General features: G+C 38.6%; 25 protein-coding genes and 1 riboswitch. Of the genes, 7 read left to right on the plus strand and 18 right to left on the minus strand.

All coding sequences use genetic code 11. From position 1 onward, the window contains the following. Nucleotides 1-6 precede the first annotated feature (6 nt). The 3 genes from HZ311_RS02415 (at nt 7) to HZ311_RS02425 (ending at nt 3,803) form a co-directional block, all read left to right on the plus strand. A complete protein-coding gene (locus HZ311_RS02415; RefSeq protein ID WP_178946457.1) occupies nt 7-1,455 on the plus strand; it encodes a sensor histidine kinase in 1,449 nt (482 codons plus the stop codon). Then, nucleotides 1,448-3,034 (plus strand): response regulator, encoded by a 1,587-nt coding sequence (locus HZ311_RS02420; RefSeq protein ID WP_023519959.1) that lies wholly within the window; start codon nt 1,448-1,450, stop codon nt 3,032-3,034. Before HZ311_RS02415 ends, HZ311_RS02420 begins: the two co-directional genes overlap by 8 nt. 112 nt (nt 3,035-3,146) lie before the next feature. Next, complete coding sequence (locus HZ311_RS02425) at nt 3,147-3,803, plus strand: YitT family protein (protein WP_178946458.1); 657 nt, start codon at nt 3,147-3,149, stop codon at nt 3,801-3,803. A 337-nt stretch (nt 3,804-4,140) separates the two neighbouring features. Here HZ311_RS02425 and HZ311_RS15685 read toward each other — a convergent pair whose 3' ends face one another. The 12 genes from HZ311_RS15685 to HZ311_RS02490 all read right to left on the minus strand — a co-directional run bounded on the left by HZ311_RS15685 (nt 4,141) and on the right by HZ311_RS02490 (nt 16,735). After that, complete coding sequence (locus tag HZ311_RS15685; protein WP_197970082.1) at nt 4,141-7,131, minus strand: LPXTG cell wall anchor domain-containing protein; 2,991 nt, start codon at nt 7,129-7,131, stop codon at nt 4,141-4,143. Next, nucleotides 7,118-8,425 carry an FAD-dependent oxidoreductase gene (locus tag HZ311_RS02445; RefSeq protein ID WP_232092500.1) on the minus strand — a complete coding sequence of 436 codons (1,308 nt, stop codon included), beginning with the start codon at nt 8,423-8,425 and terminating at the stop codon, nt 7,118-7,120. The genes HZ311_RS15685 and HZ311_RS02445 overlap by 14 nt, the downstream gene beginning before the upstream one ends. A gap of 598 nt (nt 8,426-9,023) precedes the next feature. After that, on the minus strand, nt 9,024-9,728 hold the full coding sequence (locus HZ311_RS02450) for a fructose-6-phosphate aldolase (protein ID WP_023519962.1): 705 nt from the start codon (nt 9,726-9,728) through the stop codon (nt 9,024-9,026). 37 nt (nt 9,729-9,765) lie between these two features. After that, on the minus strand, nt 9,766-10,122 hold the full coding sequence (locus HZ311_RS02455) for a PTS glucitol/sorbitol transporter subunit IIA (RefSeq protein ID WP_010735021.1): 357 nt from the start codon (nt 10,120-10,122) through the stop codon (nt 9,766-9,768). 16 nt (nt 10,123-10,138) lie between these two features. Further along, on the minus strand, nt 10,139-11,146 hold the full coding sequence (gene srlE / locus HZ311_RS02460; RefSeq protein ID WP_010735020.1) for a PTS glucitol/sorbitol transporter subunit IIB: 1,008 nt from the start codon (nt 11,144-11,146) through the stop codon (nt 10,139-10,141). 15 nt (nt 11,147-11,161) lie between these two features. Further along, complete coding sequence (gene srlA / locus HZ311_RS02465) at nt 11,162-11,716, minus strand: PTS glucitol/sorbitol transporter subunit IIC (RefSeq protein ID WP_019723990.1); 555 nt, start codon at nt 11,714-11,716, stop codon at nt 11,162-11,164. After that, nucleotides 11,716-12,198 (minus strand): transcriptional regulator GutM, encoded by a 483-nt coding sequence (locus HZ311_RS02470; RefSeq protein ID WP_010735018.1) that lies wholly within the window; start codon nt 12,196-12,198, stop codon nt 11,716-11,718. The genes srlA and HZ311_RS02470 overlap by 1 nt, the downstream gene beginning before the upstream one ends. Further along, a complete protein-coding gene (locus tag HZ311_RS02475; RefSeq protein ID WP_178946459.1) occupies nt 12,195-14,057 on the minus strand; it encodes a BglG family transcription antiterminator in 1,863 nt (620 codons plus the stop codon). Before HZ311_RS02475 ends, HZ311_RS02470 begins: the two co-directional genes overlap by 4 nt. Nucleotides 14,058-14,073: 16 nt before the next feature. Further along, nucleotides 14,074-14,874, minus strand: a complete 801-nt coding sequence (locus tag HZ311_RS02480) for an SDR family oxidoreductase (RefSeq protein ID WP_023519966.1) — start codon at nt 14,872-14,874, stop codon at nt 14,074-14,076. A gap of 183 nt (nt 14,875-15,057) precedes the next feature. Beyond that, entirely contained in the window at nt 15,058-15,153 is a 96-nt protein-coding gene (locus HZ311_RS15710; RefSeq protein ID WP_331251515.1) for a hypothetical protein, read from the minus strand. Nucleotides 15,154-15,200: 47 nt separating this feature from the next. Further along, the gene (locus tag HZ311_RS02485; RefSeq protein ID WP_232092501.1) at nt 15,201-16,016 is read right to left on the minus strand and encodes an InlB B-repeat-containing protein; all 816 of its coding nucleotides are present in this window, start codon (nt 16,014-16,016) and stop codon (nt 15,201-15,203) included. Between the two features lie 362 nt (nt 16,017-16,378). Then, complete coding sequence (locus HZ311_RS02490; protein WP_023519968.1) at nt 16,379-16,735, minus strand: TfoX/Sxy family protein; 357 nt, start codon at nt 16,733-16,735, stop codon at nt 16,379-16,381. A gap of 225 nt (nt 16,736-16,960) precedes the next feature. Beyond that, a riboswitch (TPP riboswitch) is annotated at nt 16,961-17,058 on the plus strand. 78 nt (nt 17,059-17,136) lie between these two features. Here HZ311_RS02490 and thiD point away from each other — a divergent pair. Genes thiD through thiE form a run of 3 tightly spaced genes read left to right on the plus strand, consistent with a single transcriptional unit; the run spans nt 17,137 to nt 19,389 of the window. Beyond that, entirely contained in the window at nt 17,137-17,949 is an 813-nt protein-coding gene (gene thiD / locus HZ311_RS02495; RefSeq protein WP_178946460.1) for a bifunctional hydroxymethylpyrimidine kinase/phosphomethylpyrimidine kinase, read from the plus strand. Continuing rightward, a complete protein-coding gene (thiM, locus tag HZ311_RS02500; protein WP_023519970.1) occupies nt 17,946-18,758 on the plus strand; it encodes a hydroxyethylthiazole kinase in 813 nt (270 codons plus the stop codon). The genes thiD and thiM overlap by 4 nt, the downstream gene beginning before the upstream one ends. Beyond that, nucleotides 18,748-19,389, plus strand: a complete 642-nt coding sequence (gene thiE, locus HZ311_RS02505; protein WP_023519971.1) for a thiamine phosphate synthase — start codon at nt 18,748-18,750, stop codon at nt 19,387-19,389. Before thiM ends, thiE begins: the two co-directional genes overlap by 11 nt. 151 nt (nt 19,390-19,540) lie before the next feature. On the opposite strand, the gene rplS is transcribed toward thiE, so the two are convergent. The 6 genes from rplS to rpsP form a co-directional block, all read right to left on the minus strand. Then, nucleotides 19,541-19,888 (minus strand): 50S ribosomal protein L19, encoded by a 348-nt coding sequence (gene rplS, locus HZ311_RS02510; RefSeq protein ID WP_002286913.1) that lies wholly within the window; start codon nt 19,886-19,888, stop codon nt 19,541-19,543. 145 nt (nt 19,889-20,033) lie between these two features. Continuing rightward, entirely contained in the window at nt 20,034-20,771 is a 738-nt protein-coding gene (gene trmD / locus HZ311_RS02515) for a tRNA (guanosine(37)-N1)-methyltransferase TrmD (protein ID WP_178946804.1), read from the minus strand. Next, nucleotides 20,761-21,285, minus strand: coding sequence for a ribosome maturation factor RimM (rimM, locus tag HZ311_RS02520; protein WP_010735009.1), 525 nt, complete (start codon nt 21,283-21,285; stop codon nt 20,761-20,763). The genes trmD and rimM overlap by 11 nt, the downstream gene beginning before the upstream one ends. Nucleotides 21,286-21,410: 125 nt before the next feature. Beyond that, complete coding sequence (locus HZ311_RS02525) at nt 21,411-22,226, minus strand: hypothetical protein (RefSeq protein ID WP_023519972.1); 816 nt, start codon at nt 22,224-22,226, stop codon at nt 21,411-21,413. 104 nt (nt 22,227-22,330) lie between these two features. Then, nucleotides 22,331-22,579, minus strand: a complete 249-nt coding sequence (locus tag HZ311_RS02530) for a KH domain-containing protein (RefSeq protein WP_010735007.1) — start codon at nt 22,577-22,579, stop codon at nt 22,331-22,333. An 11-nt stretch (nt 22,580-22,590) separates the two neighbouring features. Next, nucleotides 22,591-22,866: a 30S ribosomal protein S16 gene (rpsP, locus tag HZ311_RS02535; protein ID WP_010735006.1), complete on the minus strand. Its 276-nt coding sequence runs from the start codon at nt 22,864-22,866 to the stop codon at nt 22,591-22,593. Nucleotides 22,867-23,182: 316 nt separating this feature from the next. On the opposite strand from rpsP, the gene HZ311_RS02540 reads away from it, so the two are divergent. Next, nucleotides 23,183-23,737, plus strand: a complete 555-nt coding sequence (locus HZ311_RS02540) for an NADPH-dependent FMN reductase (protein WP_010735005.1) — start codon at nt 23,183-23,185, stop codon at nt 23,735-23,737. Nucleotides 23,738-23,775 lie beyond the last annotated feature (38 nt).

Here is a 23,775-nt window from a genome sequence, read left to right on the forward strand (position 1 = left end):
GGAAAAATGAAAAAGAACGAAAGCATTAAAGTACTACTTCGACATACAAGTTGGCTAATGTTATCTTTAGCAATCACGCCTTTGATCATTAGCATTGCACTTTATACACATTATCTTTTTTCCTATGAAAAAAGTATCCATAATATCTCGATTGCTAATCAAATCGCCAGTAATGTAGAAGAAACGATCATCGAAGAAGCTCTTGGATTAACTTATGGACAGATCACACCTGAAGAATTCCAAAAGAGCAACCAGATCAATCGCATCAAAGAAGAAATCAGTGCAATCAAGGTCAGCACTCAAAACTCACAAGAATTAGCAACACTCAATATCGTTTTGCGCTCCCTTGATAATGTTTCTGACTATTTAGACAAAATCATTGCAAATATCCATCAAAAAGAAACATTCGCAGAGAATCAAGCATTGATGTTACATGTTGAATCTGCGGTCAAACTTGCCCATGACATCTTACAAGATTTTGTCAAAATCGAAATCGATACAGCTTCCGTAAAAAGTGAAGAAGTTCGCAGTTCCTTGGTGATTCTCTCCACCATCGAGGCTGTTATCATCGCGCTGATTTTCCTAATGACAAGAAAGTTCAACACGAAAATGATGTACCAAATTCAACAGCCTATGGATGAAATGATCAAAATGGCTGATGCTTTAGCAGAAGGACATTTAAATCATCGGATCAAAACTCCACAAAATAATGAGTTAAAAAAATTAAGTAATAGCATGAATGATATGGCTGATAACTTAGTGATTTTGTTAGAGGAAAATGCGTTGAAACAATATAATCTTGCGCAAAGTGAAGTCAGGACACTACAAGCTCAGATCATTCCCCATTTTATTTATAATAGTTTAGATGCCATTTTGGTCTTGGCAGAAATGGGTCAAATTGAAAAAGTCAAAGAAATGACATATTCCTTATCTGACTTTTTCCGCATTTCATTAAGCCAAGGAAAAGACTGGATACCAGTCGAACAGGAAATTCGACATTGCGACAATTACCTGAAGATTTTGCAAATCCGCTATGGAGACCAATTATCTTATCAATTAACCATTGATCCAAAAGTCAATAATCATCCAATATTGAAAATGATTCTTCAACCATTGATTGAAAATGCGGTCTATCATGGAACCAAATTGGTACGTCGGCCAGGAAAAATCATCGTAAAAGCGTATATAGACCAAGAAGAATTTATCCATTTTTGGATCATTGATAACGGAAAAGGGATTACTGAAACCAAGTTAGAGGAGATCAACCAAGAACTCGCAGATGGTCTAGATACTAATTTCCATAAAGGATATGGACTCTTTAATGTCAACAAACGCTTGCTTTTATACTATGGAATCGATGCAAGTATCAAGATTACTAGTCGGATCGATCATGGAACGGTCATCCATGTCGTTGTCCCTACAAAAAATATAGATAGGAATGAAGCAAATGTATAAAATTTTTATTGCAGAAGATGAACATTTGATTCGCGAATCATTGAAGAGGATGATCACTGAATTTTCAACCTTTTTACCTTTGGGCTCTATTGAAGATGCCAGCGATGGCGAACTTGCTTTATCAATGATTGCCGAGCAGAAACCAGATATCTTATTGACAGATATTCGTATGCCTTTTATGAATGGGATTGAATTAGCCAATGAAGTAAAAAAACTTTTGCCTGATATCCAAATCATTTTTATTAGTGGATATGATGAATTTACGTATGCAAAAGCTGCGATTCAACTTCAAGTAGCCGAGTATCTGTTAAAACCGATCAAACCTAATGAACTACAAAAAAGCCTAGAACAAATCATTCAAAAACTAGAAGCTGACTCCTTATTGAAACAGTCTAAAGAAACAAATGGCTATTCCTTAGAAGTACAAAAAAACTTCTACTTGAATGCCCTGTTCAATAATCAGTTACTACTTTCAGAAGCAATTGAAGAAGGTCGAAAACTTGAACGTGAAATCGCCGGAAATAAATATATGGTTCTTTTGATCGCAAATCATACAAATAAATTTTTTTCAGATTATGATATTTTTCATGAAAAGATGGCTGAGCTATTCGATCACGATAAACAAATACTTTTTTCTTCCCTTTCTTCACGATTTATCAAACTATTGATTTTTGATCCAAATGAAGATCTATTACAAAAAAAAGCAAATCAGGTTGCATTGCTTTCTCACAAAACATTAGGGCATACAACAGATGATTTAGTTATTGCAATCGGATATCCTGTGAAACGAATCAGCGAAATTCCACATAGTTATCAGACTGCTGTTCATTTGCTCAGTTACTTGAAGATCGATCCTAAAATAAAAATTCTTTCTTATTTAGATTATGAAAAAAAGCTTGGCAATTACGGACAATCTTTTGATCTAAAAGAATCCATTCGTTTACTAAGAAAAAGCGAAATTTCTTCGTTTGTTGAGAAGTTGGTCAAACAGACCAATCAACATGCCGATCCACTTCTCGTTAGGCATCTGATCATCAATGAGTTGAATGAATTAGTAACGATACGTCAAAACCAAACCAATCAAGTCGTTTCTTTTACCACTACAGAGGAAATTCCGAACATTCTGTCAGAGAGGCCTCTCTTCATCCAATACCTTGAACAAATGATTTACTTTTTAAAAGAAATGGTACTTGAGAATCACATGAATCAATATAAAGAAGTACTCGAACAATCCATCACGTATATTGAAAACCACTATTTTGAACCAGAGCTTTCTCTTAAAGAAGTGGCTAATCATGTCCATTTGAGCAGCTCACATTTCAGTACGATTTTTTCTCAAGGAATAGGACAAACATTTATTGACTATCTTACTGAACAACGATTGAGCATGGCTAGGCGACTTTTGCGGGAAACCAATTCAAAACTATCTGTCATAGCCTCAGAAGTGGGATACAATGATCCAAATTATTTTAGTTCTATTTTTAAGCGAAAAGAAAAAATCTCACCAAAAGAGTATCGAAAAATGAAAAAAAATCGTACACATTCTTTACAAGAAAATAATTATCTAGTCAACAAATAAGCAACAAAGTCGCGGAGTATTTTTTTCAGTTTAGTCTGAAAAAGTTGTTACTTTCTTAACTGGACTACTTGCTATAATTATAGAAATAGTGAAAAAAGAAAGGAATACGCGTGTGAAAGCAGAAATAAAGAAATTACCTGTGATTATTGTTGGAATCATTAGTATTACTGTGGGACTAAATATGTTTTTGCTTCCACATCAAATTGCTTCAGCAGGCGTAGGATCAATTGGTTTTCTTCTAGAAATGGTCTTGCTGATCGACCGGACATTGATTGTTTGGGCAATCAATCTAGCGATGCTGTGTTTAGCTTTTATCTTTCTGGAAAGAGCAGTTTTTTTTAAAATTCTGATAGGTAGTTTGATATTTCCGATTATTTTAGCATACACACCGGCTTTGGTAATCACCCAACATTTCCCAATCGCCTTAGTCGCTGGCAGTTTTCTATTTAGTCTTGGAATATTCATTCTTTATCAAATCGGCGCGTCAAACGGCGGGGTTACGGTTCCCCCATTGATTTTCAAAAAATATTTTGGAATCGAACATGCTCTAGGCGTTTTACTTACAAATACCGTGATCATCGCTCTAAACCTTGTGATTCTTGGGATAAGACAAGCGGTTATCTCTGCCATCTCCATTTATCTCATTTCATTTTTCATGAAAAAACTATTACAATTTCAAACTCAATTTTTAGCTATTAAGCCGATTGATTTAGTGAATGAGAGTTCGCCTATTCTAGATGAACAACCTAATAAAAATCTAGCAGAATAAGCATTGTAACTAATAGCTATTAGAAAACAACCCATGAAATCCAAAAATAGGAAACTATTTTCGGGGTTTCATGGATTGTTTTCTATCGTTTAATTTTATCCATTCTTTAGTTGGAATGAGTTGAATCAAAATGACCACTTCCAAATAAAGTGTCTGGACATTAGTCCTATCACACACCTAAAACCGAATAAACAGCAGAAACAAAAGTAACATCATTGGAAATAAGGCACCATCCACTAAAACAAATTTCGTGGATGGTGCCTTTTTTTCGAGGCTAAGCACTTATGCTTCGATTTCTTGCTTATCGAGGTAAAAGTACTCTATTGTATCTTATCTTCTACTTTTTATCCTTATTTTCCTCTTTATTTTCTTGTTCTTCATCTTCCTCTTTGATCACACGTTCGACACGATCTTCATCCTTTTGTAATTCACGACGTTTACGTTTGAATAGTCCAAAGAATCCCGCAAAAGCAACAAGTATTCCACCAACAAATTTTCCAAAAATCCCTGAAGTTGAACCAGTCTTAGGTAATTGCTTACCTGAAACATCTTCAGAGTCACTTGTTCCTTGTGTGTTAGTCGTTTGGTTATTACTAGATAATCCATCGTTAGAGCTGTTATCACTTAGTACTTGGGTTCTTACAATTTGATTATCTGTATTGGTAGTCTCAGTTGTTGTGGTACTACTTAAATCAGTTCCTCCACCACCGGTTCTTGGATTTACCTCTGGTGTTGTCGTGCCTAGGTCGGTTTCGCCGTCTCCTGTAACTGGATCGACTTCTGGTGTGCCTGTTCCTGGGTCAGTTTCGCCGCCTGTGCTTGGGTCTACCTCTGGCGTGCCTATTCCTGAATCGGTTTCCCCGCCTGTACTTGGGTCTACTTCTGGTGTGCCTGTTCCTGGATCGGTTTCCCCGCCTGTACCTGGATCTACCCCTGGTGTACCGGTTTCGGGATCAGTTTCCCCGCCTGTGCTTGGTTCTACCTCTGGCGTAGTTGTTCCTGGATCAGTCTCGCCTCCACCTGTTCCGGGATCGACTTCTGGTGTGACCGTGCCGGGGTTAATAGGTATTAACGGATCAATTTCTGGCGTGACCGTGTTTAGACTTTTATCTGGTATTACGATATCTACACCTGGAATACTTGCTCCTGGTTGACTTGGTAAAACTGGATTGACAATTGGAATACCTGCATCTGGCTTATCTGGAATCGTTGGGTCTACCTCTGGCGTGCCTGTCTCAGGATCAGTTTCATCACCTGTGCCTGGATCGACTTCCGGTGTTGTCGTTCCTGGATCAGTTTCGCCGCCTGTGCCGGGGTCTACTTCCGGCGTTGTCGTTCCGGGATCAGTTTTGCCGCCACCTGTGCCTGGATCGACTTCTGGTGTGCCTGTGCCGGGGTCAGTTTCGCCGCCCGTTCCGGGATCTACCTCTGGCGTAGTTGTTCCTGGATCAGTCTCGCCGCCCGTTCCGGGATTGACTTCCGGTGTTGTCGTTCCGGGATCGGTTTCGTCGCCTGTGCCTGGATCAGTAGTTTCTCCGCCACCGGCGCCGGGATCTACCTCTGGCGTAGTTGTTCCTGGATCAGTAGTTTCTCCGCCACCTGTGCCTGGATCGACTTCTGGTGTAGTTGTTCCTGGGGTCACTTGTGGGTTGGTTGCATCCGGTGTTGTTGCATCTGGTGAAGCCATATCCGTCATTGAGGAAGAAATATAAGCAAATTCTCCCCCGATTTGGTAGATATTAAAGTTCGTATCTTTCACAACGATCGTAAAATCACTGCCGCTTCCGTTTGCACCAGTTAAATAACCAGCATACTGAACCCCATTGACCATGATTGGTTGAGCAACAAACTGATTATAAGACACACCGTCTACTGTTATATTGACCGTACTTATAACTGAAGAAAAGTTTGTCTGAGAAACCTGTCCTGTTTTCACAGTTACTGCCGAATTCGCTGTAATCGTGTGTCCGCCATATCCACCACCAGAAAACGTCGCTGTCTGATTCCATCCTGCTAATCCAGCTGCGTCTTCTGCGAGATTACCATCAACTGCTCCCCCAGGACTAATACCTGATTGAGAACCACTATACGTTGGCATCGACATCTCATCTGCGTATGCTGTAGTTGAATCAGTGGCTTTTTGCTCGTCTAAACTAACGGTCACATATTCATATTTCAATGACTCGATCACTTGATCTTTTGCTTGGATTTCATAGTAAGTTGTATTTTCATCCGCTAATTGATCAACGAAATTTACTTTTACATTGATATTGGATTCATCTGTATTTAACCAAGAATCTGTGTTCTCAAAACTCCGTACACCGTGCAAGGATAAAGACGTTTTCAAGCTGTCGACTGTACTACCGAACTGAACAGGTGAGACCAAGTAATGACCATTGATCTCTAAAGGCAATCCATGTGTCGACGAAGAAAATGTGAAATAACCATCTGCTTGATTTTTACCATGGTCGGTAGAAATAGACTCATCATGATAAACTGCATAATAGGTACTACCTTCATAAGTGATGGAAAAATTCTTCTCCATTGCATCTTCAAAATCGCTTTTGATTTCATCTGTTAATTTTGCTTGACCATTTTCTGCTTTCACGTTCAGAGAAAAGCCTGTATCGATTTTCATATTTCCTAATACTGCACCATCATCCGCGGTAAAGTTGGTGCTTTCAGGTTTCGTTTTAGATGAGAAACTTAAGGATTTTTCTCTCGTACTTGCAACTACTTTTGAATCTTTCCAGTTTGCAGAATCTTCATAAGCCTTTTCTTTGGATTCATATAAATGAGGAGAGACCGTTTTATAATTATCTTGTGAAGTTACCTTCACATTCGGATTTGCTTGGATCAATTGCCGATAGCTTGACATTTTCATTACTTGCGCATCACTTGTAGATAAAGTGGAAGTTTGGTAATAAACGTCCGCATCTTTGATTCCTAGAATTTGTTGGATATCATATGCCGTATGACTATCACTGACTTTGATCCCTTCTCCTTCATACATAGAAGAAAGTTTTTCTTTACTTGGTAGTTGATCCATTAACTTAGCTACAAAGCCAGTATTTGTCTTCACACTGCTACTTTGACCTTTTTGTAAGGATTGATTCAATTCATCCACAGAAGTATGTTCAATATCTTGGATGGTCTCATCTTCAACAAGTCGCTTTTCGGACAAAGAGGAACTGTCTGCAGAGGCAGAAAGATTTGGAATCGTGACGCCACCGATAAATGCACCAGCACCTACTGTCAACAGTGCGCCAGCTTCAATCATTCGCTTTTGTTTTTTTGACATCTCTTTATCTGGTTTATTTAATTTCATTTGATCTCTCTTCTTTGCCATCACGACCACTCTCTCTTTCTTTTTCCCTAACTAAAGAGGCTAATATTTTTGTAAAACCTAGAGGATTCTTGTAGCCATGTTCATAAAAGAAATCCGTAAATTCAATTTCTGGCACGGTCACATTTTTTTGGATTGCTAAACTGATGATATTGACATATTGAGAAATATCAACTGTTCCTAGAACCTGCAATCCTAAGATTTTTTTTGTTTTCTTCTCATAAACTAGATAAATACTTGAATAATGATTCTTTCTGCCTTTTTCAATTGGTGAGTATTTGACAATCGATTCATGCACAAGCTGTCCGCCACGCTCTAGATAACGATTCTGGTAGTGTACTTCTTCTGCATCATATCCGAATTTTCTTGCTTGATTCAATGTAATCCCAGTATTCGCAATGGTAAATCCATCCATATTGAATTTATAAGTCCCTGTGGTCATTGCTACTTCTTGCTTTTTCTCGTGGATATTGACAGCAGCGATCAGTCCTTGACGAAAAGCATCGGAAGCATGAGGATTATAAATATTTTCTTTGGTCAAGTCCATATAAGTCGTAGAACAATCCCCTATCGCTAAAATCGAATCATCTGTTGTATACATGTACTTATCAACGACGATTGCTCCACGGTCACCGGTTTCGACTTGTCCAGCTAATAAGAACGAATTTGGTCGGAAGCCAACAGAAACAAAGACGCCATCTGCACGGATAGTCAAATCAGAAGAAGTTTCAACTTCGATTTTAGGTCGACTCCAGATTTTTTTATCAATTGTATGGTAGCTTGTCACTCTAGTACCTAGTAATAGTTGGATACCTTCTTCTTCTAGTTGCTTCTCTACTTCGATTGCGGCATTCTCATCCAAATATTTGTCAAGGATTCTTGCATTTGATTGGATCAAAGTGACTTTCATTTTTCGTTGAGCTAAGATACGAGCAATCTCTACACCGACCAGTCCAGCGCCAATCACTACCGCATGATGGGCTTCTGATATAAATTTTTCAATTGCTTCAGCATCCTTACGCTCTTTCAAAAGAAAAAGTGTCTCATTCAGTTTTCCGCCAGTTGGAGGAAGGTTGGGATACGAGCCCGCAGCCATGATCAATCGGTCATAAGTTATTTCGTGCTCATGTTGACTTAACACATTTCTAAAATTCAACGTCTTCTTTTTCGCATCGATGTTGGTTACTTCTTTTTGAATGCGTAAATCCACTCCTTGAGCAATAATTTCATGCGGTGTTGCATAATTTGCTTGGGAGTGGATATCTTGATGTCCCATCAAAAATAATGGGATTGTTTGGGAGACAAATGTTATTTCATCTTTTTTTCAAATACGATTACTTCATCGTCTGGATATTCCTCACGAATACGAAGTGCTGCGGCAATCCCCGCGTGGTTTCCTCCAACAATTATGATCCTCATCAACTGCCTCCTTCATTAATAAAAGCATGCTATAAAATATACATACGGTTATTTTTAATCTACTATTTATATAAATTATATCACTTAGAAAGACTAGTTGTCAGTTATAAAGGTCTAACCACTAAGACGCAATGAAGCAACTATTTCCTCTTCCATTTATTCAAATCGGTATATTAAAGAATATAATCTTTCTTGCTTCAACGGATGAAATATACCGTTCATTTTTTTAGTAAACATCCAGTCATAAAGTAGATATGCTTATTTGTTGAATATCATAAAAAAATAATTTTTTACGATATCAACTATATGTAGACGGACATATGAAGTTCCCATTCCATTGTTGGTTTAACTACACGGTGACTATTTGATTATGGATGAATATAATAAATATAACGTTATTTAAAAAAGAGCCATAGAACGGATCGATCAACCATTCCATGACTCTTTATTCTTTTTTATTTAGTAAGACTTATCGCCCCTGTTGCTGCTAATGCTTTCACATCTTTGACACCGAATGTCTCTTCCCAATCTTTCCTAAAATCTGTCACTGCCTTATGAATGGAAGGCATACCGAATACTTGTGCAAAAATATCTGGTGACGCAGTAATACTGTGCGCCCCTTGGCGACAAGCATGATTGACTTGTGCAACATTTTTAAAACTAGCAGCTAAGATCTTACTCTGAGATTGCGTTCGTTCGATTTCCATTGCTAATGCTTTGATAATAGCAACAGCATCGATATTCAGATTTTCCATACGGTTATAATAAGGTGCCACATAATCGGCACCTGCGGCTATTGCTAAGTATCCTTGCATTTCAGAGTAGATAGCGGTTGCAGTGACATATGCTCCTTTGGCTTTCAGTTGTTTGATGGCAGCCAGTCCTGGTTCGTTTACTGGTACTTTAATGAAGATATCCTTACCAAGGTGATCCATGATTACTTGGGCATCAGTTAAGATTTCCTCCGTTGTTTCTCCAACTACTTGTACATGTAAACTTGCTTTTCCAATGAGCTTCTTGATTTCTTTCAAGTGAGCAAACAAATCAATCTTTCCTTCTTTTTTGATGATTGAAGCATTCGACGTTACTCCAGATAGCGGAAGGATCGATTGGTAATAACTAATTTTCTCAATATTGATCGTATCTAACATAAATTCCATTTTATTCATCCTTTCAACAGATATGTTGCTCTGTATTTTACTTAATACTGATTTTAGTCTTGATACCAATCTCAACGATTTCTTTTCCTTCGACGTATAAAGTACCTGGAAGTTCAGGTGTTACCGCTCCATCAAATTTAATTGTGATATGTCCAAGCTCTTTTAGATTATCATTGACCAAACTTCCGACAGACGTGATGCGATAGCTTGTCTCATCGACGAAGAGCTGTTGTCCTACTTTGATCTCTCCGTGGATTGGCTGAAGTTCAATATGGTAACAATAGGCTGATAGCATATCGGGTGCATCTTTTCCAAATAGTATCACGAGCTTCTCTTCTTTAAAGAGCGTAGCTTCTGCGCCAATCGAAGTGACTTTTGTTGAATAAACTGACATTTTTTTCCTCCTAGATTCAACTATACATTCCAAAGCTTGCTATCCATGCGACTAACACCCTAGGTACACCGTTTAAAAAGCGTGAATATAAAACGGAAGGTACGCCAACCTCTACTGTTTCAGCCTCTGCTTCTTCTAAGCCTAATCCGACAGGGATGAAATCACAAGCATTTTGAGTATTGATGGCAAATAACGCAGGTAAAGCAAGCTGTGGTGGAATATTGCCTTTTCCGATCTCCACCCCGATCAGTGTCCCGATGACTTGGCTGATTACTGCCCCAGGTCCTAATAATGGAGAAAGAAACGGTAAGGAACAGATAAAACCGATGATCATCAACCCCCAAATATTCCCTGCTAAAGGTGCCATAATATTGGCAAAGAAATTACCGATACCAGATCCTTGTATGATCCCGATCAACAAAGAAACAAATGCCATGAATGGAATGACCGTATTGATCATCGTCTGTACACCTTCGCGCGCGGACTGATTAAAAGTTGCCACTACTTTTCCTGCACCCATGCCGATTTTTGCAATAAAATTCTGCTGTTCAGCTTTTTGTTCAGTAATTTTTTTGCTTGTATCGTATTTATATTCACGTGCTGCTACACGCTTATTTTCTATGTTATCAGATTGACCGACTGTGCCTTCTTCAGTAGTCAGTGTGATTTGATTGATCCCTACTGCCGAGACGTAAATGTCTTCTGTAATGTATTGTGCTAATGGTCCGCTTTTTCCTGTTGGTACGACATTGATCGTAGGTATTCCTTTTTTTGGATAGATCCCACAACGCAACGTTCCTCCGCAATCAACGATTGCTAAAGCGATTTCATTATCTGGGATAGAAGTTTTAAAGCCATTGACTGCTTCCATGCCTGTCAATTCAGCAATTTTATCGACGATTGCTGGCTTTTCTCCCCCACCAGTAATATAAATGAATTTGTGTTTTTCTTCTGTTGGTGTGATCACTAATGGCCCTCCGAACCCACCAGTTCCTCTTACAATTCGAATACTATGATAGCTCATTTTCTCACTTCCTCCTTATTCTGTCGCTGTTTCTACTGTTTTACTCAGGGTAACCCCTTGTTGTTTACAAACATATGCGGTGGTAAAATCTGTCACCCAACCACCAATAAAATTCATAAGAATTCCGACAAACATATAACGTACAGCTAATTCCATTGAATTTAATCCTAAGGTTGTGATTCCTTGGGCGATTCCTAACCAAACAAATAATTCACCCGGATTGATGTGGGGAAAGACGCCATTGCTCGTATGACAAAATTGTGCTTGAGAAGCATAATAGCTTGGCTTGTAATATTCAGGCAAAAAGCGAGCCATTGTAAAAGACATCGGATTCCCCAACATAAAGGCAGATAAAAAAGGTAAGATCAAATATCTTGTGACGGGATTCTTCGTTGATAGTTTGGCAACTTTAGTTACTCGTTCTTCACCTAAGAAAGCAATCAGTGTATTCATTGCGACCATTAGGATCAACACTACAGGGACGATACCAGTCATCCAAGATATAAAAGTTTCCGCACCCGTTTCAAATAAACCGATGAAGCCTTCCGCAAATTTTGTGATATATTCCATTATTCAACACTCCTTTTTTTTGATAGGTATTGTTTTTTCCATAAACTGAATTGAATGCCAAGCATCGTAAGTGGGGAAGGTAGCGATTCTTCTTGATAATTGCCTAGTTCTACCCGCAAATAGATTTCTCTGGCATTTGCCATTGCTTGTTGCACCAATTTATTTTCTGTTCGTACCAAAGGATGATAGTTGTCGATGTAGTGGATATCTGTTCCGATATATTGTGGCAATAGACGAAATTTTGCTAGAACAGTCACGCCCTGCATCTTTCGCGCATCAATAATGATCCCTTTTTGATCGACAGCAAACATGACGATCGTTCCTGCTTTGATTTTTCCAGATCGACGACCGATAGCCACCTTCCCTTTTCTGCGCATTTCTAGATAGATTTGATTAAAGTGCTTGATTTGTTTCATTCCAAATATTACTTGCAGTCCGTAAGCAACAAGTGCAAATGCGCCGAATATATATATGAAATTCATGTTATGACCCCCTTTCGTATCATCCAATTTTGTAACCCAACTAAATCATCCAAACGACATAGTTCACTTCTAAATTCAGGATCGCCAATAACAGCAAAAAGCTGATCATACAGTTTTAGCAATTCTTTTTCTTTTTCCATCGTTAGATCTTGTGGAATGGCTAACAACAAGACGACTTGTACTTGTCCGTTGATCGTGGAGATTCCTTTCCTAAAGATACCCACTGATAAAATAATTTCAGCCGATTTTTTATTGATGGCATGAGGAAAAGCAATGCCATATTCAAAAATCGTACTCCTTAACTTTTCTCTAATAAACAGTTGCTCCTTAAATTCTTGATCGACTAAGCCTTTGCTCTCAAGAGATTCAAGCATATGATCAAGATTTTGTTTGTAGGGTTTCTTTTCATTTAAAATCTCAAAATCTAATTTTAAGTGATGAACGTTTGCGGCTCTCAACTTTTCTGCTTTACGCCACTCTTCTTGCAACCAAGTTTCGTTGAATAGATTGATCAATCGAATGATTGGGGTATGTTTCTTTACATTTTTCAGCGGAATGGTTGTAAAAACAGCAAAATATTGGTCTAAGTCTTCCTGCTGATACTCCTCCTCAGAAAAATGGACCATGATGATTTGCGGACCCAAAACCCGTTCCAATTGACGGCGAATAATCAAGGCTGTTCCTTTTCCGGTATTACAGACGATTGCAATTTCTTTGTGTTCGTTGTTACTGGTTTGTTTCCTCAATGCAAGTTCAAAATAAAAGGCAATATAGCTGATTTCAACAGTCGGAACCACTCGTTGTAACTGCTCCCCGATCTGCTGTAGACCAATTTTTGCCAGTTCATAGGCTAGAGGATATTGGGATTCGATTTCACCATAGAACAGATCTTGAAGCTCTATTCGAAAAATCAAACGATTGAGCATGTAAATGAAGTGCTCTTTTATTTCATGGACTAAGAAGGTTTCATCAAATTCTACTAGTAAATTTTGATGAATTGTCTCTATCATTTGTTGAAATAACTGTTCGATTTTTTGCTCATCAATAGTAGACTTATCCATGCCAGCAATAGCACTTATATTAAGAGGAAAACTGAGAAAAGCTTGTTCTGTTTGGCTTAATGTGATGCTATATTCATATTCCAAATGATGGATCAATTCGACAAAAGCAGGATGACTCGTCATAAGGTCCATATATTCATTTGGCAAATCTACCAGTATATTTCCTTTAAGGAGTCGTTTCATTGTAATAGAAATCGTTTTTTTCAAAAGAAGGCCCTGATTTTTAGGTAAATTAAATTTTTGAACTAAGTGTTCTACGAAATCTTGTGTGCGTTCTGATAATGGACGTTCGGCAAAATATTCTTGTACATAATGAAGGTGTAACAGTCGTAGATCCAGTTCTTCTCCACGCATACGTAGTCCACGATTCGGCGTTCCAATCACTTCGACATTAAAAGAGGAAATCAGTTTTTTCATCACTCGTAGATCTTTAACGACAGTACTTCGGCTGACCCCTAATGCTTCTGACAGATCATCGATCAGCAAAAAATCTTTTTGCTCGATCAGCTTCTTGACGATAAAGAAAACTCTTTTACTGCAAGAATTAAAATCGCTCTTCCGCCTCAAACTGCCGTTCATTATCAAATCAAATTTTTCAAATTTTTCAATTTCGATATGAAAATCATTCTTATGTTGAACGATTTCTGCAATTCCAATCAATTCTTCGTTTAAAGATTCAATGCTGGTTTTTACCGTTTGCGTACTTGTATTCAGCTGTTGTTTCAAACTGCCGATCCTCATTTCTTTGTGGGTAACCAGTAATTGTAGAATTTGATACCATCTGTTCACCACCGTCATTTACTTCCCCCACTTTTTATCCTCTAGTTTTTCCTCCGGCCACATTTGTGGTTACTCCAGTGATATAACTCGAACGATCAGATAGATAGTAACTAACTAAGTCAGCGACTTCTTTTAATTTCCCGCTTCGACCTAATGGAATCGTGCTCGTTTTGGCATAACCTGCTCTAAGCTCTTCAATCGTGATGCCACGAGTATAGGCCAAGGCTTCTTCATAAGAAAGTGTGCGTAGTCCGGTTTCCTCCATGATTCCTGGGGCGATCCCTATTACCCGAACATTTGATTTTCCTAACTCTTTTGCCCAAGATCGAGTAAAGCTGTTGACAGCGGCTTTCGTTGCCGCATACGCACTTTGCCCCTCTGAACCTTCAAGTCCTGATTCAGAAGACATATTGATGATTACTCCTTCTCCTTTAGCAACTAAGATTCTACTTACTGCTTGAGTCATCAAATATAATCCTTTTTGATTGATTGCGATGATTTTGTCAAATACTTCCTCGGATAATTCATATCTCCCATGCGCTTGCTTTTTATCCACTAATAAGCGTGGAATGTTGATGCCTGCATTGTTGACCAAACCATCTATCGTACCAAAGTGGTCCTTTACTTTTGCAACTCCAGCTTCTACTTCTTGTCGTAATGTTATATTGGTTTTTACAAATAATAATCGTTGATGTTTAAGTGTCGAATCTTTAATATCAAAATTTGCTACATTGACATGTTGTTCCAATAGACTTTCTACGATACTTTTCCCGATACCAGAAGATCCTCCGGTTACAATAATCGTTTTCCTCTCAATGTTCAGCCAATTTGTCATAAGCTATCACCCCTTTTTTTGTTTACGCTTTCAGTATCGCTACGTAGAAGAAAATAATTAAGTCAGACTTTTTTTGAATTTCCAAAAAAAATCTGACTTAATGTCTTTTTATGAGTGATGTTTTTTTTATTTACTAGTTCTTTCCTTTATAATATTTTTTTACGTGAGGATTATCTTTCAGTTTTATCGGCTACCTTCTGATTTCGAACGTTTTAACCAGCATATTCCTATTACGAAGACTATAAACATACCCAAGCCAACCATACTAGTCGAATACATCGATTGTTCCGCCGTTTTTGGAAGATGACTCACTTTTCTAGGTTGTTTTATGGGTGTTGGATCGGTGGTATCACCGGTTCAATGATTTGCGGTAATTTTTCCCATTGTGTGGTATAAGTCATATTACCTTCCACAAACTCGCTGACAGTTGGCGTCCAACCGATGAATTTATAGCCTTCTCTTGATGGTGTTCCACTAAACACAGGGGTTGCTATGCCTTTAATCAATTTTGAAAATACTTGGTTTTCAAAAATGGGTTGATTTGCAACACCGTCTGTATAGATCACTTGATAAGTGACAGTTTGTGGAATCACAGGTTCCCAAATGGCCGTATAAGTGCCATCACCAGTCACTGTATTAGTTATTGCTTTATCCCATCCTTTAAATATATACCCAGCTCTTGTAGGTTGCCCACTAAATATGGGTGTCGCAGAACCGGCGACTAAATTGTTAAAGACTTGATCTGCAAAAATCTCTTCATCTGGTACACCGTCTGTATAGTTGACCTGATACGTTGGAATTGGTTCCCATGTTGCTGTATAAAGCGCATCGGTTGTAACTGTCTCGCTGACAGTCGGACTCCAACCAGCAAATGTATAACCTTTTCTTGTTGGTTCTGCACCAAAACCTGGTGTAGCAGTTCCAGGTTCAATACGTTTGAAAGTTTTATCCTCAAATACAACGTCATTCTCTACACCATCTGCATAACTCACTGTAAACGATTCAATTGTTGTGAATGAAGCATTTACAGTAATTGATGCTAGTCGAGAAGCATTTGACGCATCTACTGGTAGCGAGACATGAATTTCAAGTGTATTTATATCACCGACTTCACCTTCGATGGTAAATGGGACGCCGATCATACACCAAAATTGTTATATTTTTTTGTTTATTAGCTATTTTTTAGTGGTTTACAAAAATGAAAGTTCACTTAATCTCAAGTAAATCATAACAAATTTTAAATTAAAATTGCATGAATTTCAGCACACCAAATTATCATAATGCTAGTAAACCGGTAATTAAATATGTTCTATTTTTTTGTTTAAGTTCTCGTTTTTTTCAAATCCGATCAATTTCATCGCTTTTTCCTAGCAATATATATTTCTGTTAAAAAGTTATAAAAAAACTAAATATTGTTATTAAATTCACAAAAAATATCCTTTAATAATTTCGTATTTTCTATCTTCATCGCTTATTTTGATCAGAAAAGTAAAACAAAGATTGCTTATCCATCGATAGCAATGAACTTTTTTAAAAAAATTATACAAAAATAAGCAACGAAATACGGAACAAGCCACAATTTCCGGATTTCATTGCTTATTATTTTGCTTAGGCTTCGATAGAATTGCTTTAACTTTTCTTTTTCCTCTTTTGTCAAAGCTTGCATAGGCTTGCCTTTTCTCGCTCCTTCGATTCCATATAGCATATGCAGACAGGCGCCACTGTCCACCTTTTGACGAATTTCAAAAAATATCTGTTCCGTTCCCTTTTCTTTAAATTGTTCTTCCGTTGTCACACCAATCTTTCGTAAATTTTCTTCTAATACTTTCCCTATATTCGGTAGATTACTTAACTCTGTCATGAGATTCCCTCCAAAAGTTTGGCTTTGATATATTGCATCGTACACTTAGAATATTCTATCGTTTTTCTTTAGTATACCATCTTGAGAAACGCACTAGCAATTCCTATAAGAACGCTACTTCGAAAGAAAGTAAACTGTTGCTTTTAGCTACTCAGTGTAGGCTTGCTCCTGTAAACTTGAATCTTCTGCTTTTTTCAGATATCATTGGTTCGTAACTAAATATGATTTTGTTTGCAGGGGGACGTTATCGCGTTGAGAAGGTAAAACCTGACCCTTTGAACCTGTTGGTTGATACCAGCGTAGGGAGCAAATGTCCTTTTTGTTGATGCGAAATCGAAACAATCAAGGCATTCTTCTATACTGGAAGAATGTCTTTTTTTCTATTTTTAAGGAGGAATTTGATGAAAAAAGTACTAAGTATTGCTGGCTCAGACTGTAGCGGTGGCGCCGGTATCCAAGCCGATTTAAAAACATTTGCCGCTCATGGTGTTTATGGGATGTCTTTGATCACCTCAGTAGTCGCTGAAAATACCGCTCGTGTAATCTCATACCAAGACATCGCACCAACAATTATCAATGAACAAATGACAGCTGTTTTCGAGGACATCTATCCTGATGCAGTTAAAATCGGTATGTTGTCGTGTGCAGATACGATGTTAGCTGTCGCAAGCAGTCTACAAGAATGGCAACCTAAAAATATTGTACTGGATCCTGTGATGTATGCAAAAAATGGCGATGCTTTGATGGAGCCAGAAGCAATCGACACATTGATCAAAAACGTCTTACCATTAGCTACATTGATCACCCCCAATATTCCAGAAGCAGAAAAAATCGCTGATCGCTCGATTACTTCCCTGGAAGAAATGGAACGAGCAGCAAAAGCTATTTATGAAACATGTCACGCTGCAGTTTTGATCAAAGGAGGCCATCGCACAGGTGAAGCCACTGATATATTGTATGATGGGAAAAATATTTACTCCTATACATCTGAACGAATCGTCACAAAAAACACCCATGGCACTGGTTGTACCTTCTCTTCAGCGATTGCCTCACAACTCGCTTTGGGCGTACCATTAGACCAAGCAATTTCCAAGGCTAAAAAATATATCACTACTGCAATCGCACATTCACTAGAATTGGGCGAAGGTCATGGCCCAACCAATCATTTCTATTCACTCTATCGCAATGGTCTTAAGGAGGAACAAAGTCAATGAATACATTTTTAAAAACAGCTGTAGAAACGGTCCGTATGAAAAATCCTTTGGTCCACCATATCACGAACTATGTAACGGTCAATGATTGTGCGAATGTCACACTTGCGATCGGTGGTTCACCGATCATGGCTGATGATGCGTTAGAGGTAGCGGAAATCACAGCAATGTCACAGGCATTGGTACTAAACATGGGTACTTTGAATGAACGTACCGTAGCTTCGATGCTTTCAGCTGGGCAAACAGCCAACGAAAAAGGTATCCCGATCATTTTTGATCCAGTCGGTGCAGGGGCTTCACAGTTTCGTAATCAAACAGCGAAAACGATCATAGAAAACTTGAAATGTGCAGTGATTCGTGGCAATATTTCAGAAATCCGCTTTTTAGCGGGAATCGCAAGCACGACGAAAGGTGTCGATGCCTCGGCAGATGATGCAAGCTCCATTGAAGAAGCCCAACGGATTGCTGATCAATTAGCAACCGCTCACAAATGTATCGTAGTGATCACCGGTGCGACAGATGTGATTTCTGATGGGCGGCGTAAAATCTTAGTGCACAATGGTTGTCCTGAAATGAGTCGGATCACTGGCACTGGCTGTATGCTCACTTCATTGATTGCTAGCTTTTGTGGGGGGTCTCCTGAACATCTTTTCCATGCAGCAACTACAGCTGTTCTTACCATGGGGATTGCTGGCGAGCTTGCGTTGGAACAAACGGCTGGTACGGGAAGTTTTCGGATCGCACTGATTGATGAAATCAGCCGTATTGATCGGGAAACATTACTACTGCGAGGAAACTACTTTGAAAAATGACATCAACTATTCCTTATACCTAGTGACAGACCAGTCACTGCTGAAAAAAAAGCCCCTCCAAGAAGCAGTGCAACAAGCTCTTGAAGGAGGTATTACCGTCTTACAGTTGAGAGAAAAAAAAGCCAATTCACGAGATTTTTATGAGGAAGCGATCGCATTGAAACGATTAGCTAAACCATACAATGTTCCATTGATCATCAACGATCGAGTAGACATTGCGTTAGCTTGTGATGCAGACGGTGTTCATGCCGGTCAAACAGATCTACCTGTGGCTGTGGTGAGAAAAATGATTGGCCCTGAAAAAATCATCGGCGCTTCCGTCCAAACACTCGAACAAGCAATTTCCGCTGAACAAGCTGGGGCAGATTATTTAGGTGTAGGGACGATGTTTCCAACCGCTACTAAAACAGATGCCATCATCGTATCAAAAAATGAACTCAAGAAGATTCTTCAACACGTTTCGATCCCTGTTGTTTTGATCGGTGGTCTCAACGAACACACGATTGCAGAATTCAAAACCTTCCCCGTTCAAGGCTTTGCTGTGGTTTCAGCGATCTTAGCAAAAGAAGAAATAAAAAAAGCAACTAAAGAACTTACTGTACAAATCAATACGTTTATCAAAAAACAGTAAAAACATAACCACCATTAAAAAGGGGGATTTACATTTCGATTGATCCTCGATGATATTCATTTAATTTAAATTCACGAACCCTACTTGTCGTAAAGCAAAAAAAAGAACCCTTGAAAATTCAAGGGTTCTTCCTCTGTCTGATAATAAGAAATTAACGACGGATTTCTTTGATACGAGCTGCTTTTCCGTGTAATGCACGTAGGTAGTACAATTTCGCACGACGTACTTTACCGTAACGGACAACTTCGATTTTTGCAACACGTGGTGTGTGCAATGGGAATGTACGCTCAACGCCTACACCGTTAGAAACTTTACGTACTGTATAAGTTTCGCTGATTCCAGCACCACGGCGTTTGATTACAACACCTTCAAATAACTGGATACGTTCACGAGTACCTTCGACAACTTTCGCATGAACACGTACAGTGTCACCAGGGCGGAAAGCTGGAATGTCAGAACGTAGTTGTTCTTTTGTTAATTCTTCGATTAATGGATTCATTGTTTTCTTCTCCTTATTCCAAACATTCTTATGAGTAATTTCTCACAGCGGAACATCGTAATAGTTAAGTGTTTTTACACTCACCATAGAATACTATCATATTCTATGGTGAGTGTAAAGAAAATTTTCATTTATTTGTTGCAACTCAAGCTTCTTCTTTTTTGATCTCCGCTAGCATTTTTTCCATTTGCGGTGTCATGTCTAATTTTGCTAACATGTCTGGACGTCGAAGATATGTTCGGCGTAAGGATTCTTTTAGTTGCCATTCTTCAATCAATTTATGATTACCATTGGTCAATACTTCTGGTACCTTCATGTCTTTGAATTCTGCTGGTCTTGTATATTGAGGATGTTCCAACAAGCCAGTAGAATGCGAGTCTGTTTGGGCAGATGTTTGATTACCTAAAACATCTGGCAATAGCCGAACGGTCGCATCGATCATCACCATGGCGCCTAGCTCACCACCGGTCAATACATAATCTCCCAATGAGACTTCATCTGTTACGAGTGAACGGATGCGCTCATCATAGCCTTCATAGTGGCCACAAATAAAGATCAGATGCTCTTCTTCCGAAAATTCTTCTGCCATTTTTTGATTAAATGGTTTACCAGCTGGATCAAGCAAGATCACACGTTTTTTTGTTTCTGGATGTTTTTCTTCGATGGCTTTGATATTGTCATAGATGGGTTGGACTTTCAATAACATCCCTGCCCCACCACCATATGGATAATCATCGACTGTTTGGTGTTTGGTGTCCGAATACTCACGAAAATTAGAAACATTGATTTCTAACAATTCTTTTGCTACTGCTTTACCAATGATCGATTCCCCCATCGGACCTTCAAACATTCGTGGAAACAGAGTCAACACGTCAATCTTCATCATCGATCAATCCTTCTAATAATGTCACACGAACCAAGCCATTTTCAAGATCGACTTCTTGAACGACGGAATCGATATACGGGATCAGTGCATCTTTTTTCTTTGGTCGTTGGATGACCCAAACGTCATTTGCGCCTGGAGATAAAATCTCTTTGATCTTTCCTAGTTCTTTTTCGTTTTCATCAATGACCTTCAAGCCAATGATTTCATGGTAGTAATATTCATTTTCTGTCAATTCAACTAAGTTTTCTTTTGATACACGTAAGATACCATCACGGTATTTTTCAACGTCATTGATGGAAGGATGATTCTCAAAGCTGAGTAAATCAAAGTTTTTGTGTTTACGGTGACTCTTTACAGTCAATTCTACAGGAGCTTTTCCTTCTTGGAAGAGTGTCAAAACTTCACCTTTTTTGTAACGTTCTTCAGGGAAATCTGTGGTTGAGATGACACGGACTTCACCTTTGATTCCTTGGGTATTGACAATCTTGCCAACGTTTAGATATTCAGTCAACTTTTGTCCTCATTTCTTTCATGATTCTTGTCACTCTGCTTGGTCCCGATTTGCTTTTGGACTCAGAGTGTTCTATCGTTTCCTGTCTATTTTAGCATGTGGTTCTTGGCAATTCTAGTCTTCTTTTATTGTTGTTCCATGGAAACAGCCATTTTTAATGCATTCATCGAATCTTGATTCGTGATGGTATAGACAGTGGTTGGTTTTTGCCAAATGATTCGAGTATTTTGATTCGTGCCATCGGTCATATTGATTTCGATCGTTCCGACTTTTTCCGGTGCAGGTAAGCGGGCAGACTCCAAGTAAGTCACGATCTGTTTCGCCAAAGGTACAGGATCTTGTCCGTCAATATTGCTGGCACGTATTCGTAACCGCCAATTTCCTTCTTGCCACTCAAGAATCGAAGAACCAGCAGCACCTTGTTGATAACCGACAATGTTATAACCGAGATCGACTTGTCTTCCTCCAGTATCGACCGTAAATGGCTGAATCGTGTTCAGTGTTTCTTGGGAAGATGCAAAGTCATCTTGATAAAGGTAAGAAGCGATTGGTTCTGCTTGGTTCAATGAGGCGTCGTTTAGTGGTAGCGCTTGTTCTGATTGATAGTATAAGACAGAAAAGCCTTGTTTTGTCATCGTTGCTGCGATGTTCAAGTTAGATGACCCAACTGGGATCTCTTTGGGCATCGGTGTGTCTGGATACTCTTTTTGCAATTGCTCAAAGGCAGTTTGCGTCGAATTTTCTTGCGTACTCGTACTTGTTTCAGCTGATGAGGCTGTCTCATTGCTACTCACGGAAGATGACCCTATCTCTTCTTTTGAAGTACTTGTTTCTTTCGTACGAACTGTTTCATTTGTCGTTTCTTGACTCGTTTCACTTGGTGATTGACAGGCACCGAGTAAAGCGACTGCGAATAAGCTGATCAAACCTATTTTTTTCATTCGAAACACTCCTCTCTTACTATTAAGGATACGCTTTGTACCTGTTTTTGCCAAATATGATCTCTAAAGAACAAAAAAAAACTGTTTCGCGAAAACGAAACAGTTTATTCTTTATTGTCGATGATATTCAAACGCACTTTTTTCGGTGCATTGATTCGTACTCCGTAAACGATTGTGCGGATTGCTTTCGCAACGCGTCCTTGTTTACCGATGATACGACCGATATCTTCGGGAGCCACAGTTAGATTGTATTCGTAAAAATCTTCCGACTCAACGACTTCTAGCTGGACTTGATCAGGATAAGTAACTAACGGACGAACGATTGTTAAGACTAAGTCGCTTAAATCTTTCATATCCGGTCACCTTATTTCTTTGAGAATTTAGCTTCATGATGTTTTTTCATAACGCCTTCTTTTGAAAGGATGTTACGTACTGTATCTGAAGGTTGTGCACCTTTTGATAACCAGTCAAGTACTAAATCTTCTTTTAAAACTACTTCTGCAGGGTCTTTCAAAGGGTTGTAAGTACCTACAGTTTCGATGAAACGTCCATCACGAGGAGAACGTGAATCAGCTACGACGATACGGTAAAAAGGACTCTTTTTAGAACCCATACGTTTTAAACGGATTTTAACTGCCATTATATATTTCCACCTCCATTGTTTTATTCACAAGATGTAGTGTACCAGTTTTTTTTTACCCTGTAAAGCTTTTTTTCTTTACAGTCTGATTTTTTTCTATTTTTATTCTTTCTCTAAGTAGTTTGTTCCTTTTCTACGGATTTTTTCTTACTTTTTTGAATCATCAAGGTTGAACATAGGAAGCTTGTAAATCCCCTATCCATAAGCATTTCCTATGTTTTCGATCACACATTAAAATAACCCAAGTGTTTTTATTTGCTCAGTTTACTTATTTTTTGTAAGATAAATATAGAAAGATTGAAGGAGGAATTGTTTTATGACAAAAAAAATTGGTTTTTTCATCGGAAGTTTAAGAAAAGATTCATACAATAAGAAAGTTGCAGAAACTTTTGCGGACTTATTACCGGAAGGATACGAGAGCGTATTTGTAAAAATTGATGACCTTCCTTTTTATAACGAAGATATCGAAACACCTGAGCAAACACCTGCAGAATGGACACGTTTCCGTGAAGAAGTCAAAGATCTAGACGGCGTGATCTTTGTAACTCCTGAGTACAACCGCTCAGTGCCAGCTGTATTGAAAAATGCCTTGGATGTTGGTTCTCGTCCTTATGGTCAAAGTGTTTGGGATAAAAAACCTGGTTTAGTGGTCACTGCTTCTCCTGGTGGAGTCGGTGGTTTTGGCGCAAATCATCACTTACGTCAATCATTAGTCTTTTTAAATGTCCCAACATTACAACAACCAGAAGCGTATATCGGAAATATCACTAACTTACTTGATGAAGAAGGCAACATTATCCAAGGAACCGTTGATTTCTTCCAAACGATTTTAGATGCGTATCTAGATTTCGCGGGAAAATTGAACGCTTGATGTCTTGCTAATTTTACAAAAAACCACGAAACAGCATG

Origin of the sequence: Enterococcus mundtii, from assembly GCF_013394305.1 — a bacterium.
GTDB classification, from domain to species: Bacteria; Bacillota; Bacilli; order Lactobacillales; family Enterococcaceae; genus Enterococcus_B; species Enterococcus_B pernyi.